General features: G+C 70.7%; 24 protein-coding genes. 7 read left to right on the top strand and 17 right to left on the bottom strand.

Annotated elements, in window-relative coordinates; all coding sequences use genetic code 11:
* Positions 1-130 precede the first annotated feature (130 nt).
* The 5 genes from DDF62_RS10970 to DDF62_RS10990 form a co-directional block, all read right to left on the bottom strand.
* Positions 131-1,798, bottom strand: a complete 1,668-nt coding sequence (locus DDF62_RS10970) for an MFS transporter (RefSeq protein WP_116489152.1) — start codon at positions 1,796-1,798, stop codon at positions 131-133.
* 76 nt (positions 1,799-1,874) lie between these two features.
* Positions 1,875-4,544 (bottom strand): PAS domain S-box protein, encoded by a 2,670-nt coding sequence (locus DDF62_RS10975; protein WP_116489153.1) that lies wholly within the window; start codon positions 4,542-4,544, stop codon positions 1,875-1,877.
* Between the two features lie 202 nt (positions 4,545-4,746).
* Positions 4,747-7,119, bottom strand: coding sequence for a TonB-dependent receptor (locus DDF62_RS10980; RefSeq protein WP_116489154.1), 2,373 nt, complete (start codon positions 7,117-7,119; stop codon positions 4,747-4,749).
* Between the two features lie 175 nt (positions 7,120-7,294).
* Positions 7,295-8,074 (bottom strand): 3'(2'),5'-bisphosphate nucleotidase CysQ, encoded by a 780-nt coding sequence (cysQ, locus tag DDF62_RS10985; RefSeq protein ID WP_116489155.1) that lies wholly within the window; start codon positions 8,072-8,074, stop codon positions 7,295-7,297.
* The gene (locus DDF62_RS10990) at positions 8,071-8,262 is read right to left on the bottom strand and encodes a DUF3553 domain-containing protein (protein ID WP_101711171.1); all 192 of its coding nucleotides are present in this window, start codon (positions 8,260-8,262) and stop codon (positions 8,071-8,073) included. Before DDF62_RS10990 ends, cysQ begins: the two co-directional genes overlap by 4 nt.
* A gap of 138 nt (positions 8,263-8,400) precedes the next feature.
* Here DDF62_RS10990 and chpT point away from each other — a divergent pair, with 138 nt between their 5' ends.
* The 3 genes from chpT to DDF62_RS11005 all read left to right on the top strand — a co-directional run bounded on the left by chpT (position 8,401) and on the right by DDF62_RS11005 (position 10,414).
* Positions 8,401-9,087, top strand: a complete 687-nt coding sequence (gene chpT, locus DDF62_RS10995) for a histidine phosphotransferase ChpT (RefSeq protein ID WP_244286791.1) — start codon at positions 8,401-8,403, stop codon at positions 9,085-9,087.
* A gap of 122 nt (positions 9,088-9,209) precedes the next feature.
* On the top strand, positions 9,210-9,587 hold the full coding sequence (locus DDF62_RS11000) for a response regulator (RefSeq protein ID WP_165832233.1): 378 nt from the start codon (positions 9,210-9,212) through the stop codon (positions 9,585-9,587).
* Positions 9,584-10,414, top strand: a complete 831-nt coding sequence (locus DDF62_RS11005; protein WP_116489157.1) for a CheR family methyltransferase — start codon at positions 9,584-9,586, stop codon at positions 10,412-10,414. The genes DDF62_RS11000 and DDF62_RS11005 overlap by 4 nt, the downstream gene beginning before the upstream one ends.
* Here DDF62_RS11005 and DDF62_RS11010 read toward each other — a convergent pair.
* The 5 genes from DDF62_RS11010 to nepR form a co-directional block, all read right to left on the bottom strand.
* Positions 10,411-11,514, bottom strand: coding sequence for a hypothetical protein (locus DDF62_RS11010; protein ID WP_116489158.1), 1,104 nt, complete (start codon positions 11,512-11,514; stop codon positions 10,411-10,413). The genes DDF62_RS11005 and DDF62_RS11010 overlap by 4 nt on opposite strands.
* Positions 11,515-11,722: 208 nt before the next feature.
* The gene (locus DDF62_RS11015) at positions 11,723-11,860 is read right to left on the bottom strand and encodes an entericidin A/B family lipoprotein (RefSeq protein WP_116489159.1); all 138 of its coding nucleotides are present in this window, start codon (positions 11,858-11,860) and stop codon (positions 11,723-11,725) included.
* Between the two features lie 66 nt (positions 11,861-11,926).
* Positions 11,927-13,645 (bottom strand): sensor histidine kinase PhyK, encoded by a 1,719-nt coding sequence (phyK, locus tag DDF62_RS11020; protein ID WP_116489160.1) that lies wholly within the window; start codon positions 13,643-13,645, stop codon positions 11,927-11,929.
* Positions 13,642-14,247 carry a sigma-70 family RNA polymerase sigma factor gene (locus tag DDF62_RS11025; RefSeq protein WP_101720508.1) on the bottom strand — a complete coding sequence of 202 codons (606 nt, stop codon included), beginning with the start codon at positions 14,245-14,247 and terminating at the stop codon, positions 13,642-13,644. Before DDF62_RS11025 ends, phyK begins: the two co-directional genes overlap by 4 nt.
* Positions 14,248-14,249: 2 nt before the next feature.
* Positions 14,250-14,435: an anti-sigma T factor NepR gene (nepR, locus tag DDF62_RS11030; protein WP_101720661.1), complete on the bottom strand. Its 186-nt coding sequence runs from the start codon at positions 14,433-14,435 to the stop codon at positions 14,250-14,252.
* Positions 14,436-14,666: 231 nt separating this feature from the next.
* Between nepR and phyR the strand changes: the two genes are divergently transcribed.
* Positions 14,667-15,458 (top strand): anti-anti sigma factor/receiver protein PhyR, encoded by a 792-nt coding sequence (phyR, locus tag DDF62_RS11035; protein WP_116489161.1) that lies wholly within the window; start codon positions 14,667-14,669, stop codon positions 15,456-15,458.
* 110 nt (positions 15,459-15,568) lie between these two features.
* Here phyR and DDF62_RS11040 read toward each other — a convergent pair whose 3' ends face one another.
* The 4 genes from DDF62_RS11040 to DDF62_RS11055 all read right to left on the bottom strand — a co-directional run bounded on the left by DDF62_RS11040 (position 15,569) and on the right by DDF62_RS11055 (position 17,274).
* Positions 15,569-15,841, bottom strand: a complete 273-nt coding sequence (locus tag DDF62_RS11040) for a hypothetical protein (RefSeq protein WP_116489162.1) — start codon at positions 15,839-15,841, stop codon at positions 15,569-15,571.
* A gap of 9 nt (positions 15,842-15,850) precedes the next feature.
* Positions 15,851-16,051 carry a hypothetical protein gene (locus tag DDF62_RS11045; RefSeq protein ID WP_116489163.1) on the bottom strand — a complete coding sequence of 67 codons (201 nt, stop codon included), beginning with the start codon at positions 16,049-16,051 and terminating at the stop codon, positions 15,851-15,853.
* A gap of 292 nt (positions 16,052-16,343) precedes the next feature.
* Positions 16,344-16,814 (bottom strand): OmpA family protein, encoded by a 471-nt coding sequence (locus tag DDF62_RS11050; RefSeq protein ID WP_116489164.1) that lies wholly within the window; start codon positions 16,812-16,814, stop codon positions 16,344-16,346.
* A 118-nt stretch (positions 16,815-16,932) separates the two neighbouring features.
* Positions 16,933-17,274 (bottom strand): YMGG-like glycine zipper-containing protein, encoded by a 342-nt coding sequence (locus tag DDF62_RS11055; protein ID WP_058348995.1) that lies wholly within the window; start codon positions 17,272-17,274, stop codon positions 16,933-16,935.
* A gap of 145 nt (positions 17,275-17,419) precedes the next feature.
* On the opposite strand from DDF62_RS11055, the gene DDF62_RS11060 reads away from it, so the two are divergent.
* A complete protein-coding gene (locus DDF62_RS11060) occupies positions 17,420-18,277 on the top strand; it encodes a diacylglycerol/lipid kinase family protein (protein WP_116489165.1) in 858 nt (285 codons plus the stop codon).
* Positions 18,274-19,098 (top strand): metallophosphoesterase family protein, encoded by an 825-nt coding sequence (locus tag DDF62_RS11065; protein WP_341871569.1) that lies wholly within the window; start codon positions 18,274-18,276, stop codon positions 19,096-19,098. Before DDF62_RS11060 ends, DDF62_RS11065 begins: the two co-directional genes overlap by 4 nt.
* 61 nt (positions 19,099-19,159) lie before the next feature.
* Here DDF62_RS11065 and DDF62_RS11070 read toward each other — a convergent pair whose 3' ends face one another.
* From DDF62_RS11070 to DDF62_RS11080, 3 genes are all read right to left on the bottom strand, one after another.
* On the bottom strand, positions 19,160-19,771 hold the full coding sequence (locus tag DDF62_RS11070; RefSeq protein ID WP_116489166.1) for a superoxide dismutase: 612 nt from the start codon (positions 19,769-19,771) through the stop codon (positions 19,160-19,162).
* A 76-nt stretch (positions 19,772-19,847) separates the two neighbouring features.
* The gene (locus tag DDF62_RS11075; RefSeq protein WP_244286792.1) at positions 19,848-20,225 is read right to left on the bottom strand and encodes a hypothetical protein; all 378 of its coding nucleotides are present in this window, start codon (positions 20,223-20,225) and stop codon (positions 19,848-19,850) included.
* 17 nt (positions 20,226-20,242) lie between these two features.
* The gene (locus DDF62_RS11080; protein WP_116489168.1) at positions 20,243-20,593 is read right to left on the bottom strand and encodes a hypothetical protein; all 351 of its coding nucleotides are present in this window, start codon (positions 20,591-20,593) and stop codon (positions 20,243-20,245) included.
* Positions 20,594-20,823: 230 nt separating this feature from the next.
* Here DDF62_RS11080 and DDF62_RS11085 point away from each other — a divergent pair, with 230 nt between their 5' ends.
* Positions 20,824-22,659, top strand: coding sequence for an HWE histidine kinase domain-containing protein (locus DDF62_RS11085; RefSeq protein WP_341871570.1), 1,836 nt, complete (start codon positions 20,824-20,826; stop codon positions 22,657-22,659).

A 22,659-nucleotide genomic window follows, 5' to 3' on the forward strand; every position in this document is an offset into this window, starting at 1 on the left:
GGGTGAGGGGTTTCACCCTTTCCGATTTCGCACTTCATCTGAGTGACGGGACCGCCGACGGCGTACGCCCTCACCCTCCCACGCCTGCGGCGCGGGCCCCTCCCTCTCCCCACGGGAGAGGTTCTCATGATCAATCCAGCGACCGGTCCTTCGTCTCCGGCAGCAGGAACAGCGTGACCAGCACGCTGATCAGGGTGAAGAGGACCGGGTACCAGAGCCCGGCGTAGATATCCCCCACCGCCGCCACGATGGCGAAGGCGCTGAACGGCACGAATCCGCCGATCCAGCCGGTGCCGATGTGATAGGGCAGCGACAGGGCCGTGTAGCGCACCCGCGTGGGGAAGAGCTCGACCAGGGCCGCGGCCAGGGGGCCGTAGAGGGCGGTGGCCCCGACCACGAACACCAAGAGGACGCCGAACACGCCCCAGAGGTTCATCCGTTCGGGATCGGCGGTGGTCGGATAGCCGGCCTTGGCCAGGGCCGCCTTGATGGCGGCCTCGCCGGCGGTCTTCACCGCCTTGGCTTCGGCGGCCGGCAGGCCCGTGGCGCTCTTCGAGACGATGCGCGTCTCGCCCAACTGGACGATCGCCTGCGAACCGGCCGGGCCGGCGTGGTTGGCGTAGGAGACGCCGGCGTTGGCCAAGGCGCCCTTGGCGATGTCGCAGGACGAGACGAAGGCGGCCTTGCCGATGGGATCAAATTGCAGGGCGCAGTCCGCGGGATCGGCGGTGACGCTGACCGGCGCGCGGGCCGAGGCCTCGGCCAGGGCCGGATTGGCGGCGCGCTCCAGCAGGTGGAAGCCTGGGAAGTAGAAGGCCAGGGCCAGCGCCATGCCGCCCAGCATCACCGGCTTGCGGCCGATCCTGTCCGACAGGGCGCCGAACACGACGTAGAGCACCGCGCTGACCGCCGCTGCGGCCATCATCAGGGCGTTGATCGTGCCGGGCGAGACCTTGAGGAACTTCTCCATGAAGGTCTGGATGTAGAAGAAGGTCGTGTACCAGACCGCGCCCTGGGCCGACATGACGGCGAAGAACGCCAGCAGCACCAGCTTGAGGTTCTTCCACTGGCCGAAGGCCTCGGCGTAGGGCGCCTTGGACGCCGCGCCCTCCTGCTTCATCTTGGCGAAGGTCGGGCTTTCGCTGAGCTTCAGGCGCATCCAGACCGAGACCGCCAGCAGGCCGATCGAGACGGCGAAGGGAATGCGCCAGCCCCAGGCGTCGAAGGCGTCCGGGCCGACCAGGGCGCCCAGCAGCCAGCGGGTCGCCAGGATGACCAGCAGCGCCGCGAACAGGCCCAGCGACGCCGAGCTCTGCACCCAAGAGGTGGCCCGGCCGCGCTGGCCTGGCGGCGAGTGCTCGGCCACGTAGATCGCCGCACCGCCGTACTCGCCGCCCAGCGCGAAGCCCTGCACGCAGCGCAGGATGATCAGCAGGATCGGGGCGATGATCCCCGCCTGCTGGAAGGTGGGCAGCAGGGCGATGGCGAAGGTGGCGCCGCCCATCAAGAGCACCGTGGCCAGGAACGCGCCCTTGCGGCCGGCCTGATCGCCGATCTTGCCGAACACCAGGGCGCCCAGCGGCCGGAAGGCGAAGCCGACCCCGAACAGGGCCAGGGCCGCCACGTAGCCGGCGGTGTCGGACAGGCCGGTGAAGAAGGTCTTGGAAATGACCTGGGCCAGGCTGCCGAAGATGAAGAAGTCGTACCACTCGAAGGCCGTGCCGGCCGACGAGGCCGCCACCACCGTGCGCATCGACGCGCCCTTCTTCTGCGTGGCGCCGGCTGTCGTGTCCGTCATGCGGATCCCCCTGGTTGGCAGGAGGATTAGACCGTAACGCCGGTCGCTGAAAAGGGCCGCCGATCGTGCGGGCTGGTCAGGCGGCGGCGGTCTCGGCGGCGCCGGCGGTCTCGGCCACCCGGACGATCTCAGCCAGGAGGGCGGTGGGCGAGATCGGCTTGGCCGCCACGCCGTTCATGCCCGCGGCCAGATAGGTGGCCCGCTGGTGGGCCAGGACGTTGGCGGTCAGGGCCACGATCGGGGTGGCGCCGATCGGGCCGGGCAGGGCGCGGATGCGGCGGGCGGCCTCCAGGCCGTCGACGCCGGGCATCTGCACGTCCATCAGGATCAGGTCGAAGCCGCGCATCGCCGCCTCGACCCCGGACAGCCCGTCCTCGGCCGTCTCGACGTCGGCGCCGAGCATTTCAAGGATCCGGCGGGCGACCATGCGGTTAGTGGGATTGTCCTCGACGACCAGGACCTTGAGGCCCTCCAGCATCTTGTCGCCGGCGGCTTCGTCGCGTGGCGCGGTCTGCACCGGCGGGGCGCTGATCGACAGGCTGAAGATCGAGCCCTCACCCTCGATCGAGCTGAACTCGACCTCGCCGCCCATCATCTGGGCCAGGCGCCGGGTGATGGCCAGGCCCAGGCCCGAGCCGCCGAACCGCCGGGTGGTGCTGGCGTCGGCCTGCTGGAAGCGCTGGAACAGTCGCTGCTGGGCTTCCTGCGGGATGCCCACGCCGGTGTCGGAGACCTCGAACACCAGCTTGTCCCCCTCCGCCCGGCGCAGGCGCAGCGAGACCGAGCCCGACAGGGTGAACTTCACGGCGTTGCCCACCAGGTTGAACAGGGCCTGGCGCAGGCGGGTGGGGTCGGCCAGCACGACGCCGTGATCGGGGGCGTCGACCACCAGGGCCAGGCCCTTGTGCTCGGCCTGGGCGCGCAGCAGGCGCGCGACGCTGTGCGCCAGGTCGGCCGGGTCGATCGGCTCAGGAGCCACGTCCAGGCGGCCGGCCTCGATGCGCGAGAAGTCGATGATGTCGTCCAGCAGGGTCGACAGCATGCGGCCGCAGGCCAGGGCCTCGCCCAGCAGGTGGTCGGCTTCGGCCGACAGGCCCTGCCGCTTGAGCAGGTGGATCACCCCCAGAACCCCGTTCATGGGCGTGCGGATCTCGTGGCTCATATTGGCCAGGAACTGGGCCTTGGCCTCGTTGGCGGCCTGGGCGGCGCGCTCGGCCTCCACCAGGGCCAATTCGGCGCGCTTCTGCTCGTCGATGTCGAGCACCAGGCCGTAGGCCTTGCTGACCCGTCCCGCGGCGTCGCGGCGGATCTCGTGGAACAGGCGGATCCAGCGCTCCTCGCCGTTGGGGCGCACCACCCGGGCGTCGAAGGCGCGCTCGCCCCAGCGGCCGACGGCCCCGGCGGCGTAGACCGCCGCCACGTCCTCCGAGCGGATCATCGGCCAGATCGCCTGGCGCACGTCGTCGAAGGTGATCCGCTGGCCCAGGATCCGGTGGAACTCCGGCGAGCCCCAGAAGGTCTTCTCGGCGTGGTCGATCTCGTAGACGCCGGCCTGGGCCGCGCCCAGGGCGGTCTTCAGCCGCCGGGCGTTGGCGCGGGCCTCGCGGCGGGCCTCGGTCAGGGCGGTGACGTCGTCCATGTAGGTGATGACGCCGGCGATGGCGCCGGTGGCGTCGCGCCAGGGGCGGGCCTCCCAGCGCAGGCGATGCTCGCGGCCATGGCCGTCGGTCAGGCTGTCCTCGCGGCGGACGACCGTATGGCCGGTCAGGGCCCGCTCGACGGCGGCGACGAAGCGCTTGCGCACGCCATAGGTCAGTTCGTGCAGCGACTTGCCGATGACCTCGGCCTCGGTGGCCTGGAAGATGTCGAGGAAGCGCGGGCTGACCACGGTCAGGCGCAGTTCGCGGTCGTAGAGGGCCACGGCGAAGGGCGCGCCCTCGACCAGCTTGCGGGCCTTCTCCTCGCCCCAGCGGGCCAGGTCGCGGTCGCGGGCCACCTCGGTGATGTTCTGCGAGATGCCGCGCAGGGCGAACACGCCGCCAGGGCGCGGTTCGGTCTGGAAGGTGGCGCGGAAGGCGAACTTCTGGCCGGTGGCCCCGCGCATGTGGTGCTCGATCGTGCCGCCCTGGCCGGTGCGCACGGCGCGGGCGAAGGTGGCGCGCACGCGGCCGCGCTCGGGTTCGTCGAGCCGGGCGTAGAAGGCCTCGGGGGTCGACACTTCCTCGGGGCGCAGGCCGGTCAGGCTGAGAATGTCGCTCGACCACTCGATGCGGTCGGCGACGGGGTCGAAGCTCCAGACGCCGACGCCGGCGGCCGAGGCCAGCATCTCGCGGGTGCGCCGGGAAACGGCCTGCTCGGCCTTGCGGGCGACCTCGGCCGAGACGTCGCGCAGGGTGCCGACGATCTCGCCGGCGGGGCCCAGGCGCGCATGGGCCTCGAGCCAGACGCGGCGGTCGTCCTTGCAGATCATGCGCACGCGCATCACCGCCCCGCCCATGCCCTGGATCACCTTGCCGGATTCCAGCAGTTCCTGGTGGTCGGCGGGATCGACGAACTTCAGGGGCGACTGGCCGATGAGGTCGGCGGCGGTCCAGCCGGTCAGGCGGGTCCAGGCGGGATTGACGGTGGCGAAACGCCCTTCGGCCACGACCGCGAACAGGTCATGGGCGTTCTCGAAGAACCATTGCGCGCTCTCGGCCTGGCTCAGAGGCGCGGGCGGCGTGTCTGGCGAGGGCGGCGAGGACATCCCAGCTCCCGGCGGAAGGTGAGGCGGATTGTCGCGACCAAGGGTAAACTTAAGGTTGGCGTCGGCGCGTTGTGCGCGAGAAATCTCGCGCTGGTCGCGTCAGGCGGGGCGAAAATCGCGTCGGCCGCCGCCCGCAAAGAAAAACCCCGCCCGGATCGCTCCGGGCGGGGTCTTCATGTGATCGTTCGCCGGAGCGAAGGGATCAGTAGCGGACGTTCAGCGTCAGCATGGTCTGGCGGGCCGGCGCCGGGTCGGCGTGGTGCACGCCGTTGGTGCGCAGGATGTAGCGCTCGTCCGTCAGGTTCTGGACGTTCAGCTGCAGGTCGACCTTGTCGTTGATCTGGTACGAGGCGAAGGCGTCGTAGCGGGTGTAGGACGGGATGTAGATGCCGTTGGCGCCGCCGCCGGCCCCGCCCTGGTTGCCGCCGAAGGTCTTCGACACGTAGTAGGCGCCGCCGCCGATCGTCAGCGGACGCAGCACGCGATAGGTCGTGAACAGGCTGAAGGTGTTCTTCGGCGTGTTGGCCAGCGGGTCGCCGGTGTTGAGGTGCGGCGTCACGGTAGGCGTGCCGTTGACGGTGGTGATGGTGACCGCGCCGCGAACCAGCTCGCTGTCCATGTAGGTGTAGCCGCCGAACACCTGCCACTTGGGCGTGATCTTGCCGGATACGCCGAGCTCGACGCCCTGAACGCGGGTCTCGCCGACCTGGGCGAAGTCGGTGGCCGCCGGGCCGACCAGGATCTGGGCGTTCTTGCGCTCGGTGCGGAACAGCGCGCCCGACAGGGCCAGCTGGTCGCCGAACAGGTTCCACTTCGCGCCCAGCTCGTAGCTGGTGGTGTCTTCCGGATCGAGGACGGTGGTCGACAGGCTGCCCGAGCCCATGCCGCCCGAACCGTTCTGGTCGCCCGCCGCGATGGTCGGCGGGGTCGAGGAGGTGGCGTAGGAGCCGTAGATGCTGCTCGAGGCGGTCGGCTTGTAGTTCAGGCCGATCTGGTAGTTGACGAAGTCCCAGCTGGTCTTGGGCGCGTTGGTGTAGGTGACCGAGGTGATCACGCCGTTGGTGTTGGTCGAGGCGGCGTTATAGCCCTGGGTCGAATAGTCGTCGTAGCGGACGCCGACGTTCAGCAGCAGCTTCTCGGTCAGCTTGAGCGTGTCGAAGGCGTAGATCGCCGCGGTCTTGGTCTTCGACTGCGAAGCCGGGCCGCGGTTGATCGTGCCGCTCCAGGCGTCGCTGGGGTTCGGCGCGTAGAGACGCGTGCAGTCGCCGGTGCCGGCGCCGGTAAAGCCGACCGGGCAGCTCGAACCGCTGGCGGTGTAGAAGGTGTAGCTGGCGTTGTCGTTCTGCTCGCGGCCGAGCTCGAAGCCGGCGTTGAAGCTGTTCTCCACGGAGCCCAGGTTGAACTTGCCGCTGACGTCGCTGACGAAGGAGATGGTCGTGGTCTCGTTCCAGCGCGACTTGGTGCCGCGCTTCATCCACCACTCGCCGGCCACGAACTGGGCCGCGCCGCCGTCGCCGGGGTTGGTGACGAAGTAGTCGTTCAGCGTCTTGCCATAGCGGAAGGCCTGGCGGACCGAGAAGTTGTCGTTGATCTCGTGACGGACGGCGACCGTGGCGATGTCGGCCTTGGTCTTCATCCAGTCGCGGTCGAGGCCGTAGTAGGCGTCGCGCGAGACGTCGAGAATGCCGCTGGTCGGACGGGTGCGGCTGTCGGTGCCGGCCACGCCCCAGGTGCGCTTGCTGGCCAGCGGGATGCCGTAGTCGGGATCCTGGTCGGTATCCAGGTGATAGTAGCTGAAGGTCAGCTGGGTCGCCGTGTCGATGCCGAAGGCCAGCGACGGCGCGATGCCCCAGCGCTTGAAGTCGACGCTGTCGCGCCCGGGCGTGTCGCCCTCGGTGACCATCAGGTTCAGGCGGAAGGCGGCGTTCTCGCCGAAGGCGTAGTTACCGTCGGCGGTGCCGCGGTAATAGTTGTCGGTGCCGATGGCGGCCGAACCACGCAGGAAGGTGCTGGTCTTGGGCGACTTGCTCGACAGGTTGATGCTGCCGCCGCCCGAGCCACGGCCGCTGTAGACCGAGTCCGGACCCTTGATGACCTCGACCTGTTCCAGGTTGAAGACTTCGCGGGTCTGGCCGCCGGTGTCGCGGATGCCGTCGACGAAGATGTTGTTGCCCGAGGACTGGCCGCGGATGAACGGACGGTCGGCCAGGGGCTGGCCGCCTTCGCCGGCGCCGAAGGTGATGCCCGGCGAGGTGCGCAGGATGTCCTGCAGCGAGGTGGCGGCGGTCTGTTCGATGATCTGGCTGGAGATCACCGTGATCGAGCGCGGCGTGTCGACCAGCGGGGCGGTGTACTTGCCCGACTGCATGTCGGTGGCCTTGCGGGCGTCGACGGCGACGCCGGAGACTTCCTGCACGTCGGCCGCGCCAGGGGCCGTGGCGACCGGCGCGTCGGCGTCGGCGGCGAAGGCGGCGGGCGCCAGGGCGAGACCGGCTACGCCGGCGACGGCGGCGGCGCCCAGGGCGCGGCGAGCTTGGCTGCGAACGCCGGCGGCGGGCGAGGAAGGCTTATGCATCTTGTCGAGAGACCCCAGCTCGGGTCGCGGGGGAGGATCCGCGGCCCCTGTCCTGAAATTGCGAGGCGTTCTTATTTTCGCAATTGCCGGGGTGCAATAATAATCAGTCGCAGGAGGAGCACGGTCGCCGCTGCACGCGACAACCGTGACCATTATGCAACGTATCGCGCCTGTATCAGGCGCCGCGGGCGACGAACCAGCCGTTCCGGAAGCCCTGGTCGGCCTTGCCGTAGATGAAGGGCTCGCCTTCCGGGGTAGTGAAGCGGCCGCCGGCGGCGACGATCAGGGCGTGACCGGCGGCGGTGTCCCACTCCATGGTCGGCCCGTGGCGCGGATAGATGTCGGCCGCGCCCTCGGCGATGCGGGCCAGCTTGATCGACGAGTCCATCGGCGCGCGCAGGGAAAAGCCGTACTGGTCGGCCAGGGCGGTGGCCTTGTCTTCCTTCATGGTGTGGCTGACCAGGGCCAGGGCCTGTCCTTCGGGCCAGGCGCGCGCCCGCACCGGCGTCTCGGCGCCGCTGGGCCCCTCGCGCTTGACCACCCCGCCGTCGGCCGTGAACCAGACCTCGCCGGTGGCGGGGGCGCAGACGGCGCCGGCGACCGGCGCGCCGTTGTCGATCAGGCCGATGTTGACGGTGAAGTTGGGATCGCCGCGCACGAAGGCCTTGGTGCCGTCGACCGGGTCGACCAGGAAGAAGCGCGGGCCGATCTGGTCGGGCGTGCCGTACTCGCAGGCGTGCTCTTCGGAGATGGCGGGGATGTCGGGGTAGCGCTCGGCCAGCAGGGCCAGGATCACCTTTTCGCCGGCCCTGTCGGCCTCGGTCACCGGGCTCTCGTCGGCCTTGCGCACGACGTCGAGCTCGGTCCGCCAGAACGGCAGGATCACCTCGGCGGCGGCCTCGACGATCCTGGCCAGATCGCGACCGATGTCGGCCGGAAGGGGGGCGGAGCTCATGCTTGTCCTCGGGGGTCGTCGCCGACGAAGACCAGTCTCACGACGCGGGCGTCGATCGTCTGCTTGCCGGCCTCTTCGAAATTCACGGTGACGCGATGGCCGGTCACGGACTGCACCTGGCCAAGGCCCCAGTCGGGCTGGCCCGGATGGCGCACCAGCACGCCAGGTTCGAGAAACGGATCCATCACGGCTCCCTGATAGTGCCTGGCGCGCCAAAGTGTGAGCGGTTTTCGGCGCCGTCCGGCGCCGATCTGTGCGCGGCCTGGTTGAACCCGATTTCGCGGCGACGTTTGCCAAAGCCCCAAATCACGCCAAAGATCGCGCCCATGACCGACACCGCCGCCCCCGCCTCGCCCGCGCCCGCCGCTTCGCTGGACGTCAACGGTCCGGATTTCGCCGCCCTGGTGGCCGCGCGCCTGTGTCACGACTTCATCAGCCCGGCCAGCGCCATCGTCTCGGGCCTTGACCTGCTGGAGGATCCCAGCGCCCAGGACATGCGTGACGACGCCATGAGCCTGATCAGCAGCTCGGCCCGCAAGCTGGCCGACCTCCTGCAATTCACCCGCGTGGCCTTCGGCGCCTCGGCCTCCGCCGAGTCCTTCGACTCCCGCGAGCTGGAGCGGCTGGCCCAGCAGGGCGTCTTCGCCCACGTGCGCCCGAACCTGACCTGGGACATCGCGCCGCAGCCGCTGAACAAGGCCGCCTCGCGCGCCCTGCTCAACATCGCCCAGATCGCCGCCAGCGCCCTGCCGGCCGGCGGCGCGGCCACCCTGCGCGCCGTCGTCGCCGACGGCCGCACGGCGATCACCGCCGACGCGGTCGGCCCGCGCGCGCGCCTGCGTCCCGAAGTCCTGGCCGGCCTCAAGGGCGAGCCGCTGGGCGAGGGCCTGGGCGGTCCGTGGGTGCAGGCGGCCTATCTGTTCTCGGTGGTCCGCGCCGCCGGCGGCCAGATCGGCGTCGAGGTCGCCGAGGAACGCGTCAGCATCGCCGCCTGGACGCCGGCGCTCGACTGAACCGTACGTTTTTGCGCGCCGTCACCGCTCCTTAACCCGGATCGGCCAATCCTGTTCGTCTAGGATTTGAAGCGCGTCAGTCGGCGAAACCGCACACACTTTCGCCTGACGCGCTCGCCGATTTGGAGCGCGCCGTGAAGACCTGCCTCGTCGTCGACGACAGCCGGGTGATCCGCAAGGTGGCCCGCCGTGCGTTGGAGGACATCGGCTTCGAGATCGCCGAGGCCGCCGACGGCATGGAGGCGCTGGCCTGGTGTCGCGCGGCCATGCCCGACGCCGTCCTGCTCGACTGGAACATGCCGGTGATGAACGGCCTGGAATTCCTGCAGCGTCTGCGCCAGGAACCGGGCGGCGACACGCCGGTCGTGGTGTTCTGCACGGTCGAGAACAGGGTCGACAACATTCGGCTGGCGCTCGAGCACGGCGCCGACGAGTACATCATGAAGCCCTTCGACGGCGAGATCATCGCCGCCAAGTTCGCCGAGGCGGGCCTGCTATGATCCCCGAGGACATGGACCTGCTGGCGGCGCTGGGCCGCGCCCGCGCCGGCCTGAAGGTCGAGACCGACAAGCACTACGTCGTCGAGAGCCGTCTGGCGCCGCTGGCCCGTCGCGAAGGCTATCCGTCGATCGAGGCCCTGATGGCGGCCCTGCGCGCCAAGCGCGAGGAGCGATTGATCTGGGCGGTGGTCGAGGCCCTGACGGTCAACGAGACCGCCTTTTTCCGCGACCGCGACACCTTCGCCTTCCTGCGCGACGTGGCGATGCCGGAACTGTCGCGCCGCCGCAAGGACGGCTCGGTGCGGGTGTGGAGCGCGGCCTGCTCGACCGGCCAGGAGATCTATTCGCTGGCCATCGCCGCCGACGAGGCGCGGGGCCTGGAGCCGGGCGTGAGGTTCGAGTTCTTCGCCTCCGACCTGTCCGAACGCTGCCTGGAGAAGGCCCAGAGCGGGCTCTACACCCAATTCGAGGTCCAGCGCGGCCTGCCGATCCGGCTGCTGATCAAGCACTTCGAGAACCAGGACGAGACCTGGGCGATCTCGCCGCGCATCCGCCAGGCCGTGCGTTGGCGGCGGATCAACCTGGTGTCGGACCTGTCGGCCATGGGGCTCTTCGACCTCATCGTGCTGCGCAACGTGCTGCCGGGCCTCGACCCGTCGGTGCGCGCGCGGATCATCGAGAGCATGGCCTCGCGCCTGACCGAGGACGGCCTGCTGGTGCTGGGCGAGGGCGAGAGCCTGGCGGGCGTCACCGACGCCCTGCATCCCCTGCCGGGACGCCCGGGCCTGTTCGCCCGTGATCCGGCGTTCCGCGCCGCGGCCGCCTAGATCCTCGCCCGACGCCGACGGCGCGGTACCAGGGTTTCCAGCGTTTCCGAGATCCAGCCGGCCAGCCTCCGTCGCATCGAGGCCGGCGGCTCGGGCGCGTCTGCCATCGCCTTGGACAGCTTGGCGAACAGCAGGGCGGCCGGACCCGGCGCGGCCAGCGCCGCCCGCGCGTCGAGGGCGTCGATCACCTGTCGCGAGATCCGTCGGTAGGGCGCGGCCGGAACCGCGTCGTGGGCGGCCGGCGTGCGGCAGTCGGAGAAGTCGGGCGCCAGGCCGCAACCGGCCCGCAGGGCTTCGCCGATCCTTGTCGCGTAGTCGGGGTCCTGGCCCAGGCGGTCGACGTCGATGACCAGGTCGGCCTGCGGCAAGGCCTTGAGGTAGGACAGCAGGTAGATCGCGAGAAAAGCGGTGAACGAGGTCCGCGACGGGGCCCGCTTCAGCCGCCGACGGACGGCGGCGATGCGCTGGGCCAGCGCGCCGGCCTTGGGCGTCGGCAGGCCCAGCTGCCGGGCCAGAGGCTGCGCCTCGGCGGCTTCCGACAGCAGGACGTACTGGCAGAGCTCGAAATAGGTCGGACGCGGCCGTTTGCGCAGCGAGTGGAACGACAGCCACTGCTGGAGTGGATCGCGGATCAGCACCACGTGAAAGCCGCCGAACCGCCGGCGCAGCCAGTCGATGCGGCCCAGCGTCCGGCAGCAGGCCAGCACCGGCGTCTGGCCGCCGGCCTGGGCGTGACTGACCAAGCCGGCGACATAGGCGGTCTGGGCGGCGTCCTGGGCGCCGGCCGGCAGGAAGTAGTCGTCGAGGGCGAAGCGCGGCTGGTAGCCGGCGACGCCGCCGCCCGGCGCCAGCAGGTCGGCGAATTCGGCGAGATAGGGAACGTCGTCCCCCGGGTGGCGCAGTCCGCTGGCGCGCGGGGTCTCGCGGGCGATGCGTTCAGGCGTCAGGGTCGCCAGCTGCTCGTGCCAGGGCTCGTAATAGGCGCGTACGCCGGGCAGGGCTCGAAAGCGGCTCCAGACATAGGTGCTCGAGCAGCGCCAGCCGCTGTGCACGAAGACCGGGGGGAGGGCGGGATCGGGATGGGCGACCGGGATCGTCATGGCCGCCAGGATCGGCGGCCCGATTGTCTGGCTTATCTCGCCGGCGACAGGAAAAGCGGGACGTTCTTGTCAGGCCTGCAACGCTTGATGCGCGTCCGAGACGCGGCGGCGCCGGTTCGGCGCCATCCTCGCAACAGGTCGATCCTAGACGGCAAAAGGCCCGCCCCTGGTCGGAGCGGGCCCTGCGGTCGGGGCTGGGAGGCCCGTCCTAGTTCTTGGCGTCGCGGGCGGTGTCGGTGACGGCCTTGCCGGCCGACGAGACGTCCTTGCCGGCGCCTTCGACGGTGTTGCAGGCGGCGACGCTGAGGCTGGCGGCGAGAGCGGCCAGGATGACGAACTTGCGCATGAGAGTTCTCCGGGGTTCGCCCTGACGGGCGTCGTGGATTGCCCAGAGCAAACGTGGCCGAGAGGCCTAGGTTCCGGCCTGATGCTGGGGCGGCGGCAGGGCCTGGGGGGTCGGAAACACCAACCGCACAAGGAGGCCGCCCATCGGGCTGGCGTCGAACTTCACCTGGCCGCGCAGCTGGCGGGCGAAGGCGGTCATCAGGGTGCGGCCCACCCCCTCGCCGGGGCCGGCCGGGGCGCCGGGGCCGTCGTCGCCGATGGCCAGCTCGGCTTCTTCGCCGCGCACGAAGAAGTCGACGGTCAGCACGCCGCCGCGCTCGGAGAGGGCGTGCTTCTGGGCGTTGGTGATAGCCTCGACGGCGAACAGGGCCAGCGGCGCCAGGCGGTCCGGATCGATGACCAGCGGATCGGCGTGGACCTCGGTGCGCACCGAGCCCTGGCCGTTGATGTCGCCGGCCAGCAGCAGGGCGGTCAGTTCCTCGAGGAACGGTCTCAGGTCGACGCGCTTGAGGTCGGGGCCCTGGTAGAGGGCGCGATAGATCTGGGCCAGGGCCGTGATGCGCTGGCGGGTGTCGTTCATCGCCGTGCGCGCCGCCGGATCGGTCAGGGCGCGCTGCTGCATGTTCAGCAGCGAGGTGATGATCTGCAGGTTGTTCTTCACCCGGTGATGGATCTCGCGCATCAGCGAGTCCTTCTCGGCCAGGCTGTCGCGCAGCGAGGCGTCGCGCTGGACGATGCCGGCGGCCATGTCGTCGAGGGTCTTGGCCAGTTCGCGGATTTCCGGCGGGGCGCGTTCGGAGGCCTGGACGGGGCGGACGGTGAAGCGGCCCTTGGCGTAGATCGCCGCCACCCGGCGCAGATAGACGATCCAGCGGATCACCTCGCGCTCGGTGGTCCAGAACACCCCCGCGAGCGCCAGGGCGAAGGCCAGCAGCGGCAGCAGCAGGCGCGAGATCGGGCTGAGGGTCGCCCACGAGATCAGGCCGGGAGCGGGCGCCGACAGCACCACGAAGACGTCGTCCTCGACGAGCGGAGCGGCCGAGAACAGGCGGTGGCGCCCCTGCGCGTCCTTGCCTGACCACAGGATCGTCTTCTGGCCGGCCTCGCTCTCTTCGCGCAGGTGCGTGTTCGAGGGGCCGAAAGCGTTGGGGGCGGTGGCCGAGAAGATGGCGCCGCGCGCGTCGGCCAGGCCGATTTCGGCGCCGTCGGGCAGGAAGCGGTTCGCGGTCTGGGGCTTGAGGCTGGACAGGGTCAGGACGGCGGCCATGGCCCCGTCGAACACGCCGGCGGCGTCCTCGGCCCGGACGGCGGTCAGCACCGAGGGTTCGCCCGCATAGACAGCCCCCGGCGCCGGCGCGACCGCCAGGTGGGCGCCGGCCGCCAGATCGAGGAACCAGGGGCGCTGGGCGCGTTCGGGATCGCGCGGCGTGGTGCCGGCGGCGCAGGCCACGCGGCCGTAGGCGTCGAAACGGATCAGGTTGGCGTAGCCGGGCAGGCGCGATTTCACCGCGTCGAGCCGCCGGGCGCACTCCAGGCCGACCGAGCCGGGGCCCAGGGTCTGGAGCAGCACGCCGGCCGCCTCGATGCGGGCCCGGGCCGTGGCGGCGCTGTGGCCGGCGGCGAGCTCGAGGCTCTGCCGCCGGGAGTCGCCGTCGGACCGGAACGCCAGGTAGGACTGCACCACGCCGATGATGAGCACCGGCAGCAGGAAGACCACCAGCGTCAGACCGAGCCGGATCCGGATGGTGCCGACGACCTCCGCCGCGCGGCCGTACACGCGCTTCACCGCTGGGTGCTCAGGCGCTCCGCATCGGCCAGGATGGCGTGCATCGCGTCGCCCGCGGCGCCGCCATCGCGGTCATAGCCGCCCGACTCGAGGATGGCCTGCAAGGCGCGGCGCGCCCGGCTGACGCGGCTTTTCACCGTGCCGACCGCGCAGCCGCAGATGTCGGCCGCTTCCTCGTAGGCGAAGCCGCCGGCCCCGACCAGGATCAGCGCTTCGCGCTGTTCGGGCGGCAGCATGGCCAGGCTCATGCGCAGCTCGTCCAGGGCCACGGGGGCTTCCGGATCGTCCACCGCCACCAGGGTCCGTTCGGCGGCTTCCTGGTCGAGCTGGCTCTGGCGCCAGGAGCGACGCTTCTCCGAATAGAACTGGTTGCGCAGGATCATGAAGGTCCAGGCCTTCATGTTCGTGCCCAGCTGGAAGCTGGCGCGCGCGTCCCAGGCCTTCATCATGGCGTCCTGGGCCAGGTCGTCCGCGGCCGTCGGGTCACCGGTGAGGGTGCGCGCGAAGGCCCGCAGGTGCGGGATGAGGGTGACGAGTTCTTTCTTGAAGATCCCGTCACGGGCCGGATCGATGGGCGATCGGCCGACTTGCGCTTCGCTCATGCTCAACGCTCTCCCGAAGGCTTGTCAGCCTTGCGCAGGATGTCGAGGAATTCGTCCGGGACGGGCTCGTTGACCACCTCGTCGAACATCTGCCGAAGCTTGACGCCGATGGCCTGCTGCCGAAGCCGCGCCTCGTCGAGCGAGGCGGCTCCCTTGCGTTGATCTTCCATGGGTACGTGTTCGATCATGTCCTCGACGCCGGTTGTGCGCAGCGTCCGCCCCCTGCGGCCGAATGTGTAAATGCTGGAGGTCAACGCCACATTCCGCATCGGGTTCCATAAGCTTGAGCATAGACTGCCAAAATTCGGATCGGTGCGGAACCGCCCTCGCGCAGGGCACGTTATGCACTCGACTGAACGGCATAGCTTTGCCGTGACAGAAGGCCTTTTTTGTTTCGAAGACACTCTACGGGAGGGGTCATGAGTCTTCTTGCCCGACTGGCGCCGCACCTGCCTTACGTTCGCCGCTACGCCCGCGCCCTGACCGGGGACCAGACGACCGGCGACCACTATGTGCGGGTGGCGCTGGAGGCGCTGGCCGCCGGCGAGCGCTCGCTCGACGCGGCGCTTTCGCCGCGCGTGGCGCTCTATCGCGTCTTCCACGCCATCTGGCTGTCTTCGGGCGCCCAGCTGGAAGCGCGCCGCGACGATATCTCGGACGACGCCTCGCAGCGTCTGCTGCGGATCGCCCCGCGCTCTCGCCAGGCGTTCCTGCTGACCGCCCTGGAAGGCTTCACGCCGACCGAAGCGGCCCAGATCCTCGATTGCGACTTTGGCGAGGTCGAGCGGCTGATCGCCGACGCCCAGGCCGAGATCGACGCGGAACTGGCGACCGAGGTGCTGATCATCGAGGATGAGCCGGTCATCGCCGCCGACATCGAGGCGCTGGTGCGTGAACTCGGCCACGACGTGATCGACATCGCCGCCACCCGCGGCGAGGCGGTCGACGCCGTCGCCCGCAAGACCCCGGGTCTGGTTCTGGCCGACATCCAGCTGGCCGACGGCTCGTCGGGCATCGATGCGGTCAAGGACATCCTGGCGCGTCTCGACGTGCCGGTGATCTTCATCACCGCCTTCCCCGAGCGTCTGCTGACCGGCGAGCGCCCGGAACCGACCTTCCTGATCACCAAGCCCTTCCAGCCGGAAACGGTGAAGGCGGCGATCGGCCAGGCGCTGTTCTTCCACCCGCGCCGGACGCGCCAGGCCGCCTGACGGCCGGATCGGACCTCGAACGACGAAGGCCCCGGCGAGCGATCGCCGGGGCCTTCTCTTTGGTGCGTTTCCGTCGGGCCTCTGACGGGCCCTTCCCCATTTCCGCGCGGCTAGTGGGCCGGCGCGGTCTGTTCCTGCGGGGCCTGCTTGGGCGAGGTCAGTTCGGTCGTGCCCTGCTGGGCTTCGGCGGGGGTGTTGGCGCCCCTGTTGCCTTCGACCGAGGCCAGCTCGCCCGAGCGCATGCCCCAGCTGCCGAACAGGGCGATGGCGGCCAGCACGATCGAGATCACCAGCACCCAGAAGATGTGGCGGCCCCAGCGGCCCTGGCGGGCGGAAGTGGCCTTCAGGGTCGGCGAATGTTCGGTGTTGATGTCGGTCGCCATGGGCGCCTCCTATTTCGCGTCGTTCCACCCGGCCGGAGCCGTGCGGCCGGCGTCGAGCTGGGCGGCGGCGAAATGCTGGACGGTCCCGACCGCCAGCGCCATGCCCAGCACCGCCACCACGGCGAGCAGGCGTGAACTCCGGGCTTGCCTGCGGCGACGCTGGGTTTCGAAGACCAGTCCGCCATGCGCGGCTTGATAGGCGCGGATCATCACGTCGCTCCCCATTCGCCCCGCGACGTCGCGGGATCACGAGAACAACGTTTCGCGCACGGCGCCGTTCCGGGCGCCTCGCGCATGTCCGGCGACGCGGTTCGCCGGTCAGGCGAAAAATTTTTCGAAAGATCGGGAACGCGGACCGGGGGAGGTCGTTCTATGTCTGCGGAGGCGGCGACGCCCCCCCGACTTGAGGCTGGCGATAGTCAGCCTGCCGTCTCCGCAACCCCCTTTCTGTAGAGCCTCAAGGCGGATCGGATCACCGGCCCGCCTTTTCTGTATGTGCGGCTCAGGACTGGGGCTTGGCCGGTCCTTCCAGGTCGATGCGCACGTCGGCCCGGCGGCGCAGGGGGCGCGCCTCGCCGTCGCGGGTGATCGCCCCGGCGTCGCCGGCCGCGGTCACCTCGAACGACACCTGCCGGAAGCCGACCCGGGCCAGCGCCCCGGTCACGGCCGCGGCGCGCTTTTCCGACAGCGCCAGGTTGGCGTCGGGCGCCCCGACGGCGTCGGCCAGGCCCACGACATGGACGTTCTTGGCCGTGCAGCCCTTGGCCAGGTCGGCCGCGCCGCGCAGCACCTGCCGCGCCTCGCGGGTCACGGCCGCGGAATCGCGCTCGAAATAGATCGACACCGAGAAGTCCTCGCAGGCGGCCGGAACGGCCTCGATCTGCGCCCGTGACTTCGGCCAGGGGCTGCTCGCGCAACCGGCCGCCGCAACTCCGATCGCCGCCATAGCGATCCAAACGCCCGCCTTGCTCATCCGTCGCCCTCTTGTTGCACCCACTGTGTCGTCCTTGCGGACACGGGCCCCTCCGGACATGCCAAAGGCGGCCGACGCGCGCCGACCGCCTTCGAGATCCTGCTTGGACGGGGCCGCCTTAGCGGGGGCTGCCGTCTTCCCAGAAATAACGACCGCTGCGCGAGTCGTAGTAGTAATACCGTCCAGCGCGCTCGTCATAGTACTGGCGACGATTCACGTTGGTCGCGCCGCAGCCGCCGTCCTCGCGGCAGCCCTTGATGGCGCCCGCGGTGCCGCCGATGGCCGCGCCGATGGCCGCCCCGGTCCCTGCGTCGCCCGCGCCGACATTGTTGCCGATCACGGCGCCGGCGAGGGCGCCGAGGGCCGCGCCGCCGGCGGCGTTGCGTTCGGTGTTGCCTGTGGCCGTACAGGCGGTGGCCAGCAAGCCGGCGGCCGCCACGGCGATCACTGTGGTCTTCATCTTGGCTCTCCGTTCGAGCGTGTCCCGGTCACTCAAACGGAGCATGAGCGGCGGAAGTTCCGGGGCGGGGCGCCGGGAACCCCGGCCAAGCGCCGCCGTTTGCTCCGCACGGGGGCCGCTTTCGGCCGCGCCGACGGGAGTTTTTATGCGCGTCGAACTGGTCGCCAACACCGCCTCGGGATCGGTGGGACGCGACGGCCCCGAGAGGGCCGAGGCGATCCTGGCCGAACACGGCGTCGAGGCGACCGTGCACGCCCCGGCCGGCGGCGAGCTCGAGCCCTGCCTCTCCGCGGCCTTGTCGCGAAAGCCCGACGCGCTGTTCGTGCTGGCCGGCGACGGCACCGCGCGGGCCGCCGCGGAGATGGCCGGGCCGGACGGCCCGCTGATCGCCCCGTTGCCCGGCGGCACCATGAACATGCTGCCGCGCGCCCTCTACGGCGAGCGGGCCTGGCCCGAGGCGCTGAAGGCCTGCCTGACCCATGGCGAGGAGCGGATGATCTCCGGCGGCGAGGTTGCCGGACGCCTGTTCTTCGTCGCCGCCATCCTGGGCAGCCCGGCCCTGTGGGCCGAGGCGCGCGAGGCCGCCCGCCAGGGGCGCGCGGACCTGGCCCTGATGCGCGCCCAGCGCGCCCTGCGCCGGGCCTTCTCCAGCCGCCTGCGCTACGTGCTGGACGGCCGGCCCAAGGAGAAGACCGAGGCCCTGACCCTGATGTGCCCGCTGGTCTCGACGGCGCTGGACGCCGACGAGCGGGCGCTGGAGGCCGCCGCTCTCGACCCCACCAACGCCGTCGACATCTTCCGCCTGGGGGTGAAGACCGTCACCGGCGCCTGGCGCGACGACCCGTCGGTCAGCGTCGGCCGCTGCCGGGTGGGCAAGGCCTGGGCCGGAGGGAGAATCCCCGCCATCCTCGACGGCGAGCCGGTGCGGCTGGACGACCACGTCTCGATCCGCTTCCGCCCCAAGGCCTTCCGCGCCCTGGCCCTGAAGGACGGGGCGCCGTGACCGGATCCGTCTTCAAGATGGTCCAGGTCTCCGACATCCACTTCGGCGGCGAGCATCCGGAGGCGGTCGAGGCGGCGGTGGAGTGCATCCACGCCGCGCGCCCGGACCTCGTCATCGGCGCCGGCGACCTGACCAAGGACGGCGCCGATGTCGAGTTCGACGCCGCCCGCGCCTGGTTCGCGCGCCTGCCGCGTCCCCAGCTGCTGGCGCCGGGCAATCACGACAGTCCGTTCAAGGGGCCGGTGGAGGTCTTCGAGCGATTGTTCATGCCCTGGCGGCGCTACGAGGCGCGCTTCGGCGAGCCCGACGGCCTTGCCTTCCGCGACGAGCGGGCGGCGGTGTTCACCCTCAACTCGGCGCGTGGAGCGCAGATCCGCTGGAACTGGTCGAAGGGCGCGGTGTCGCGGTCGCAGACCAGGGCGGTGGCCAGGCGGCTGGCGGCCGAGCCGTCCGGCAGGCTGAAGGTGGTGGTCTGCCACCATCCGCTGATCGAGATGATGGGCGGACCGATGACCGCCAGGGTGCGGGGCGGGCAGGCCGCGGCTCTCGCCTTCGCCAACGCCGGCGCCGATCTCGTGCTGACCGGCCACATCCACGCGCCGTTCGTGCACGCCTATCCCTATGCGGGCGGCTGCACCCAGGCGGTGGGCTCGGGCACGTTGTCGGTGCGCGAGCGCGGCGTGCCGCCCAGCTTCAACATCATCGAGGCCGACGAGGCCGAGATGCGCATCACCGCCATGGCCTTCGAGCGCACGGGATTCGTCGTCTGGCGCACCTGGGCGGTGAACCGGCGACCCAACTGCAAGACGCAGGACCCCTGAACGCAAGAAGGGCGGGACCTTGCGATCCCGCCCTTCTCGAGGTCGGCCCTCGGTCGGTTGCTTAGACCGGGTAGGTCCAGGCTTCGCCCTGGCCCTGCGCCGCGGCGTACTGGGCGTCGGCGAAGGCCCAGTTGGGCAGGGCGTCGAACCAGGCTTCCAGGAAGCCCTTACGGTTGTTCTGGTGGTCGAGGTAGTAGGCGTGCTCCCACACGTCGCAGACCAGCAGCGGGGTCACGCCCGGCTTGGTCATGGCGCCGTCGGCGTCGTGGGTCGAGATGAGCGACAGCTTGTCGCCTTCGGCGACCAGCCAGGCCCAGCCCGAACCGAAGTGGCCGACGCCTTCGGCGACGAACTTTTCCTTCAGGCCGGCCAGGCCGCCGAAGGTTTCGTCGATGGCCTTGGCCAGGGCTTGCCCCGGGCCGGCGCTGGCCGGAGCCATGCATTCCCAGAAGAAGGCGTGGTTCCAGGCCTGGGCGGCGTTGTTGAACACCTTGCCCGGGCCGGCGTCGGCGATGACCGCTTCCAGCGAGCGGGCATCGTCTTCCGGCAGCAGGCCGTTCAGCGCGTTGACGTACGCGGCGTGGTGCTTGTCGTGGTGGAAGTGGAGGGTGTTGGCCGAAATGGTCGGCTGCAACGCCTCGTAGGCGTAGGGCAGGTCGGGCAGCTTGAACATGGTCACTCCATGGCGAAACGCCCCCGGAAGATGGGCCGGGGGCGGTTGAAAGCTAGGCGTTCGCGCCGAAAAAACTTCAGCGCTTGGGCGGTTGTCTCGAGGCCATGAAGGCCTGGGCGACGGCCGCGGTAAAGGTCGGGTTCTTGAGCGCGAAGACGCCGGCGGCCAGGGCCGCGCCGATCGACAGGATCGGGCGATCCTTGACGATGTCGACGATGCGCTCGGCGAAGCCGTTGACCTCCGGCGGCGGCGTATGGCGCGCTCGGCTGGCCTCGGCCCGGTTGGCGGCGATCAGCCCTGCCACCGCGACGACGAAGGCGGCCACGGCGGCCACCACCGCGGCCGCTCCGGCCGAGGTGAGGACCGGGGCCAGCACCGCGTACAGCGCGAAGGCGGCGGCGAACACGCTCACGGCAGCGGCCGCGGCGATCGCCGCGGCCGCTGCCAGCGTCATCAGGGTCTTTTCGAAGATCACTTGTTGTGGCTGCGGCTGCCGGCGAGCAGGAGGCCCAGGAGGACGCCGACGCCGAGGCCGGCCAGGGTGGCGGTGATCGGACGCTCGCGGACGCGCTCGGAGACGTACTTCTGGGCGTCTTCCAGCTGCTGGCCGGCGGTGTCGGTATAGGTGCGGCTCTGGGCGCGCAGGGTGTCGAAGCTGTCGACCAGATTCTTTTCCAGGCGCTTGGCGGCGTCGGCGAAGCTGGCCTTGGCGGCGTTGGCGGCCTCGGCGAAGGAGCGTTCGGCGTGCTCGGCGGCCGCGCCAGCGGCGGCCGTCGCCTTGTCGGCTTCCTTCTGAGCGGTGTTCAAGGCGTTCGCGGGCATGTCTCGTCTCCGGTTCGCGGCAGGCTTTGCGGGAAGTGCAGCTGAAGCTGCGTCCCGTCAACGCGGAGCCCGCACGGCCAGTTCCCACCTTAGCGCGACCGGAAAAGCTTCACCACAGGAGATCGCGCTGGAGCAGCCGATCGCCGCTCGCGCCACGCGAGAAGCCGGTCTATGTTCGAATCATGGCGGACGCGGATGCAGAACGAGCATCGGACCAGGAGGCCCGCAGGGTGCGGGCGGCGACGGCTCTGGCCGGCGCGTGGAAGGACGCCGACGACCCGCGCCTTTCGCGCCTGACGCGGCTGGCCGCGCGCCTGTTCGACGCGCCCCGCGCCGCCCTGATGCTGATCGAGCCCGAGCGCATCCGCCTGGCCGGCCGCATCGGGCATGCCGCCGACTCCATCTCCCGCGACGCGCCGCTGGCCGATCTCGTGCTGCGCTGCAGCCGCTCGGCGCTGCATGCCGACGTTTCCGGGACGGCCTTCTTCGCCTGCGCGCCGCTGCGCGACCCGCGCGGCCTGGTGGTCGGCGTGCTGGCCGTCGAGGACGACCGGCCCCGCGCCGGGGTCGAGCCCGGTCTGCTGGAGACGCTTGGCGAACTGGCCGACCTGGCCATCGAGGAGCTGATCCGCGGCGCCGACCAGGCCCGTGCGGCGGCCGAGCGCCTGCTGGACGGCGAGCGCCTGGCCCTGGCCCTGGGGGCCGCGCGGCTCGGCGAGTTCGAGTGGCACGTCAAGACCGACCGCCTGCGGATCAGCGAGCGTATGGCCCGGATCAGCGGCATTCCCGCCGGCGAGATGCCCGCGCAGGAAGGCAAGGCCGTCTGGCCCTACGTCCATCCCGAAGACCGCGAGATCACCCGCGAGGACCTGCGCGCCCAGCTGCGCGAGACCGGCCGCTACGAGGTCGAGTATCGCCGCGCCCAGGGCGTCGACGGCCACGAGCAGTGGAGCCGGGGTTGCGGGGTCATGGTGCTGGACGACGAGGGCCAGCCCGACCTGCTGATCGGCGTGGTGCAGGACATCACCGACCAGCGCGAGGCCGACGAGCGGCGCGACAACCTGGTGGCCGAGCTCGACCACCGCATCAAGAACCTGCTGGCGGTGGTGCAGTCGGTCGCGGCCCAGTCGGCGCGCAAGAGCTCGTCGCTGGACTCCTTCCTCAAGACCTTCGCCGCGCGGCTGAAGTCGATGAGCTCGGCCCACGACCTGATCAGCGCCGCCCGCTGGCGCGGGGCCACCCTGGGCCGCATCGCCGCCGCCGAGCTGGGCGGGCTGGCGCCCAACCAGACCCGCTGGGACGGGCCGGAGCTGTTCCTGACCCCGCGCGCGGCGGCCGCCTTGTCGCTGGCCCTGCACGAACTGGCGGTCAACGCCGTGAAGTACGGCTCGCTGTCGACCGAGACCGGGCGGGTCGAGATCGTCTGGCGGCGCTCGCCCGACGGCGGCTTCAGCCTGGAGTGGCTCGAGACCGGCGGCCCGCTGACCAGCGAGCCGACCACGCGCGGTTTCGGCGCGACCCTGGTCGAGGAGGTGGTCGGGCGCGAGCTGGGCGGCGAGGCCAAGATCGACTACCGCCGCAGCGGCGTCACGGCGATGATCCACGCCGCCGCCTCGGCCCTGGCCGACGCTCCCGAACCCGAACCGGTCCCGGCCGAGCCCGAGCGGATCGTCGAGACCATCGGCGGCGGCGACGACAATTTCCGCGCCGGGGCCATAGCCGGCCTCAAGGTGCTGATCGTCGAGGATTCGCTGCTGCTGGCCATGGAGCTGGAGGCGGGCCTGGAGGACAGCGGCGTCGAGGTCGTGGGCTGCGCGGCCGAACTGGGCGAGGCCCTGTCGATGCTGGAGCTGGGCTTCGACGCGGCCGTGCTCGACGCCGACCTCAACGGCCAGTCCGTGGCGCCCGTCGCCGAGGTGCTGCGCAAGGAAGGCCGGCCGTTCGTCTTCGCCACCGGATATGCCGACAAGGCCGCGCCCATGGGCTTCGACGCCCCGATCGTGCGCAAGCCCTACAACGTCCACCAGATCGCCAAGGCGCTGGCCTCGGTCACAGGGCGGGGGTGA

The sequence above is a fragment of the Caulobacter radicis genome (assembly GCF_003094615.1).
Lineage (GTDB): Bacteria > Pseudomonadota > Alphaproteobacteria > Caulobacterales > Caulobacteraceae > Caulobacter > Caulobacter radicis.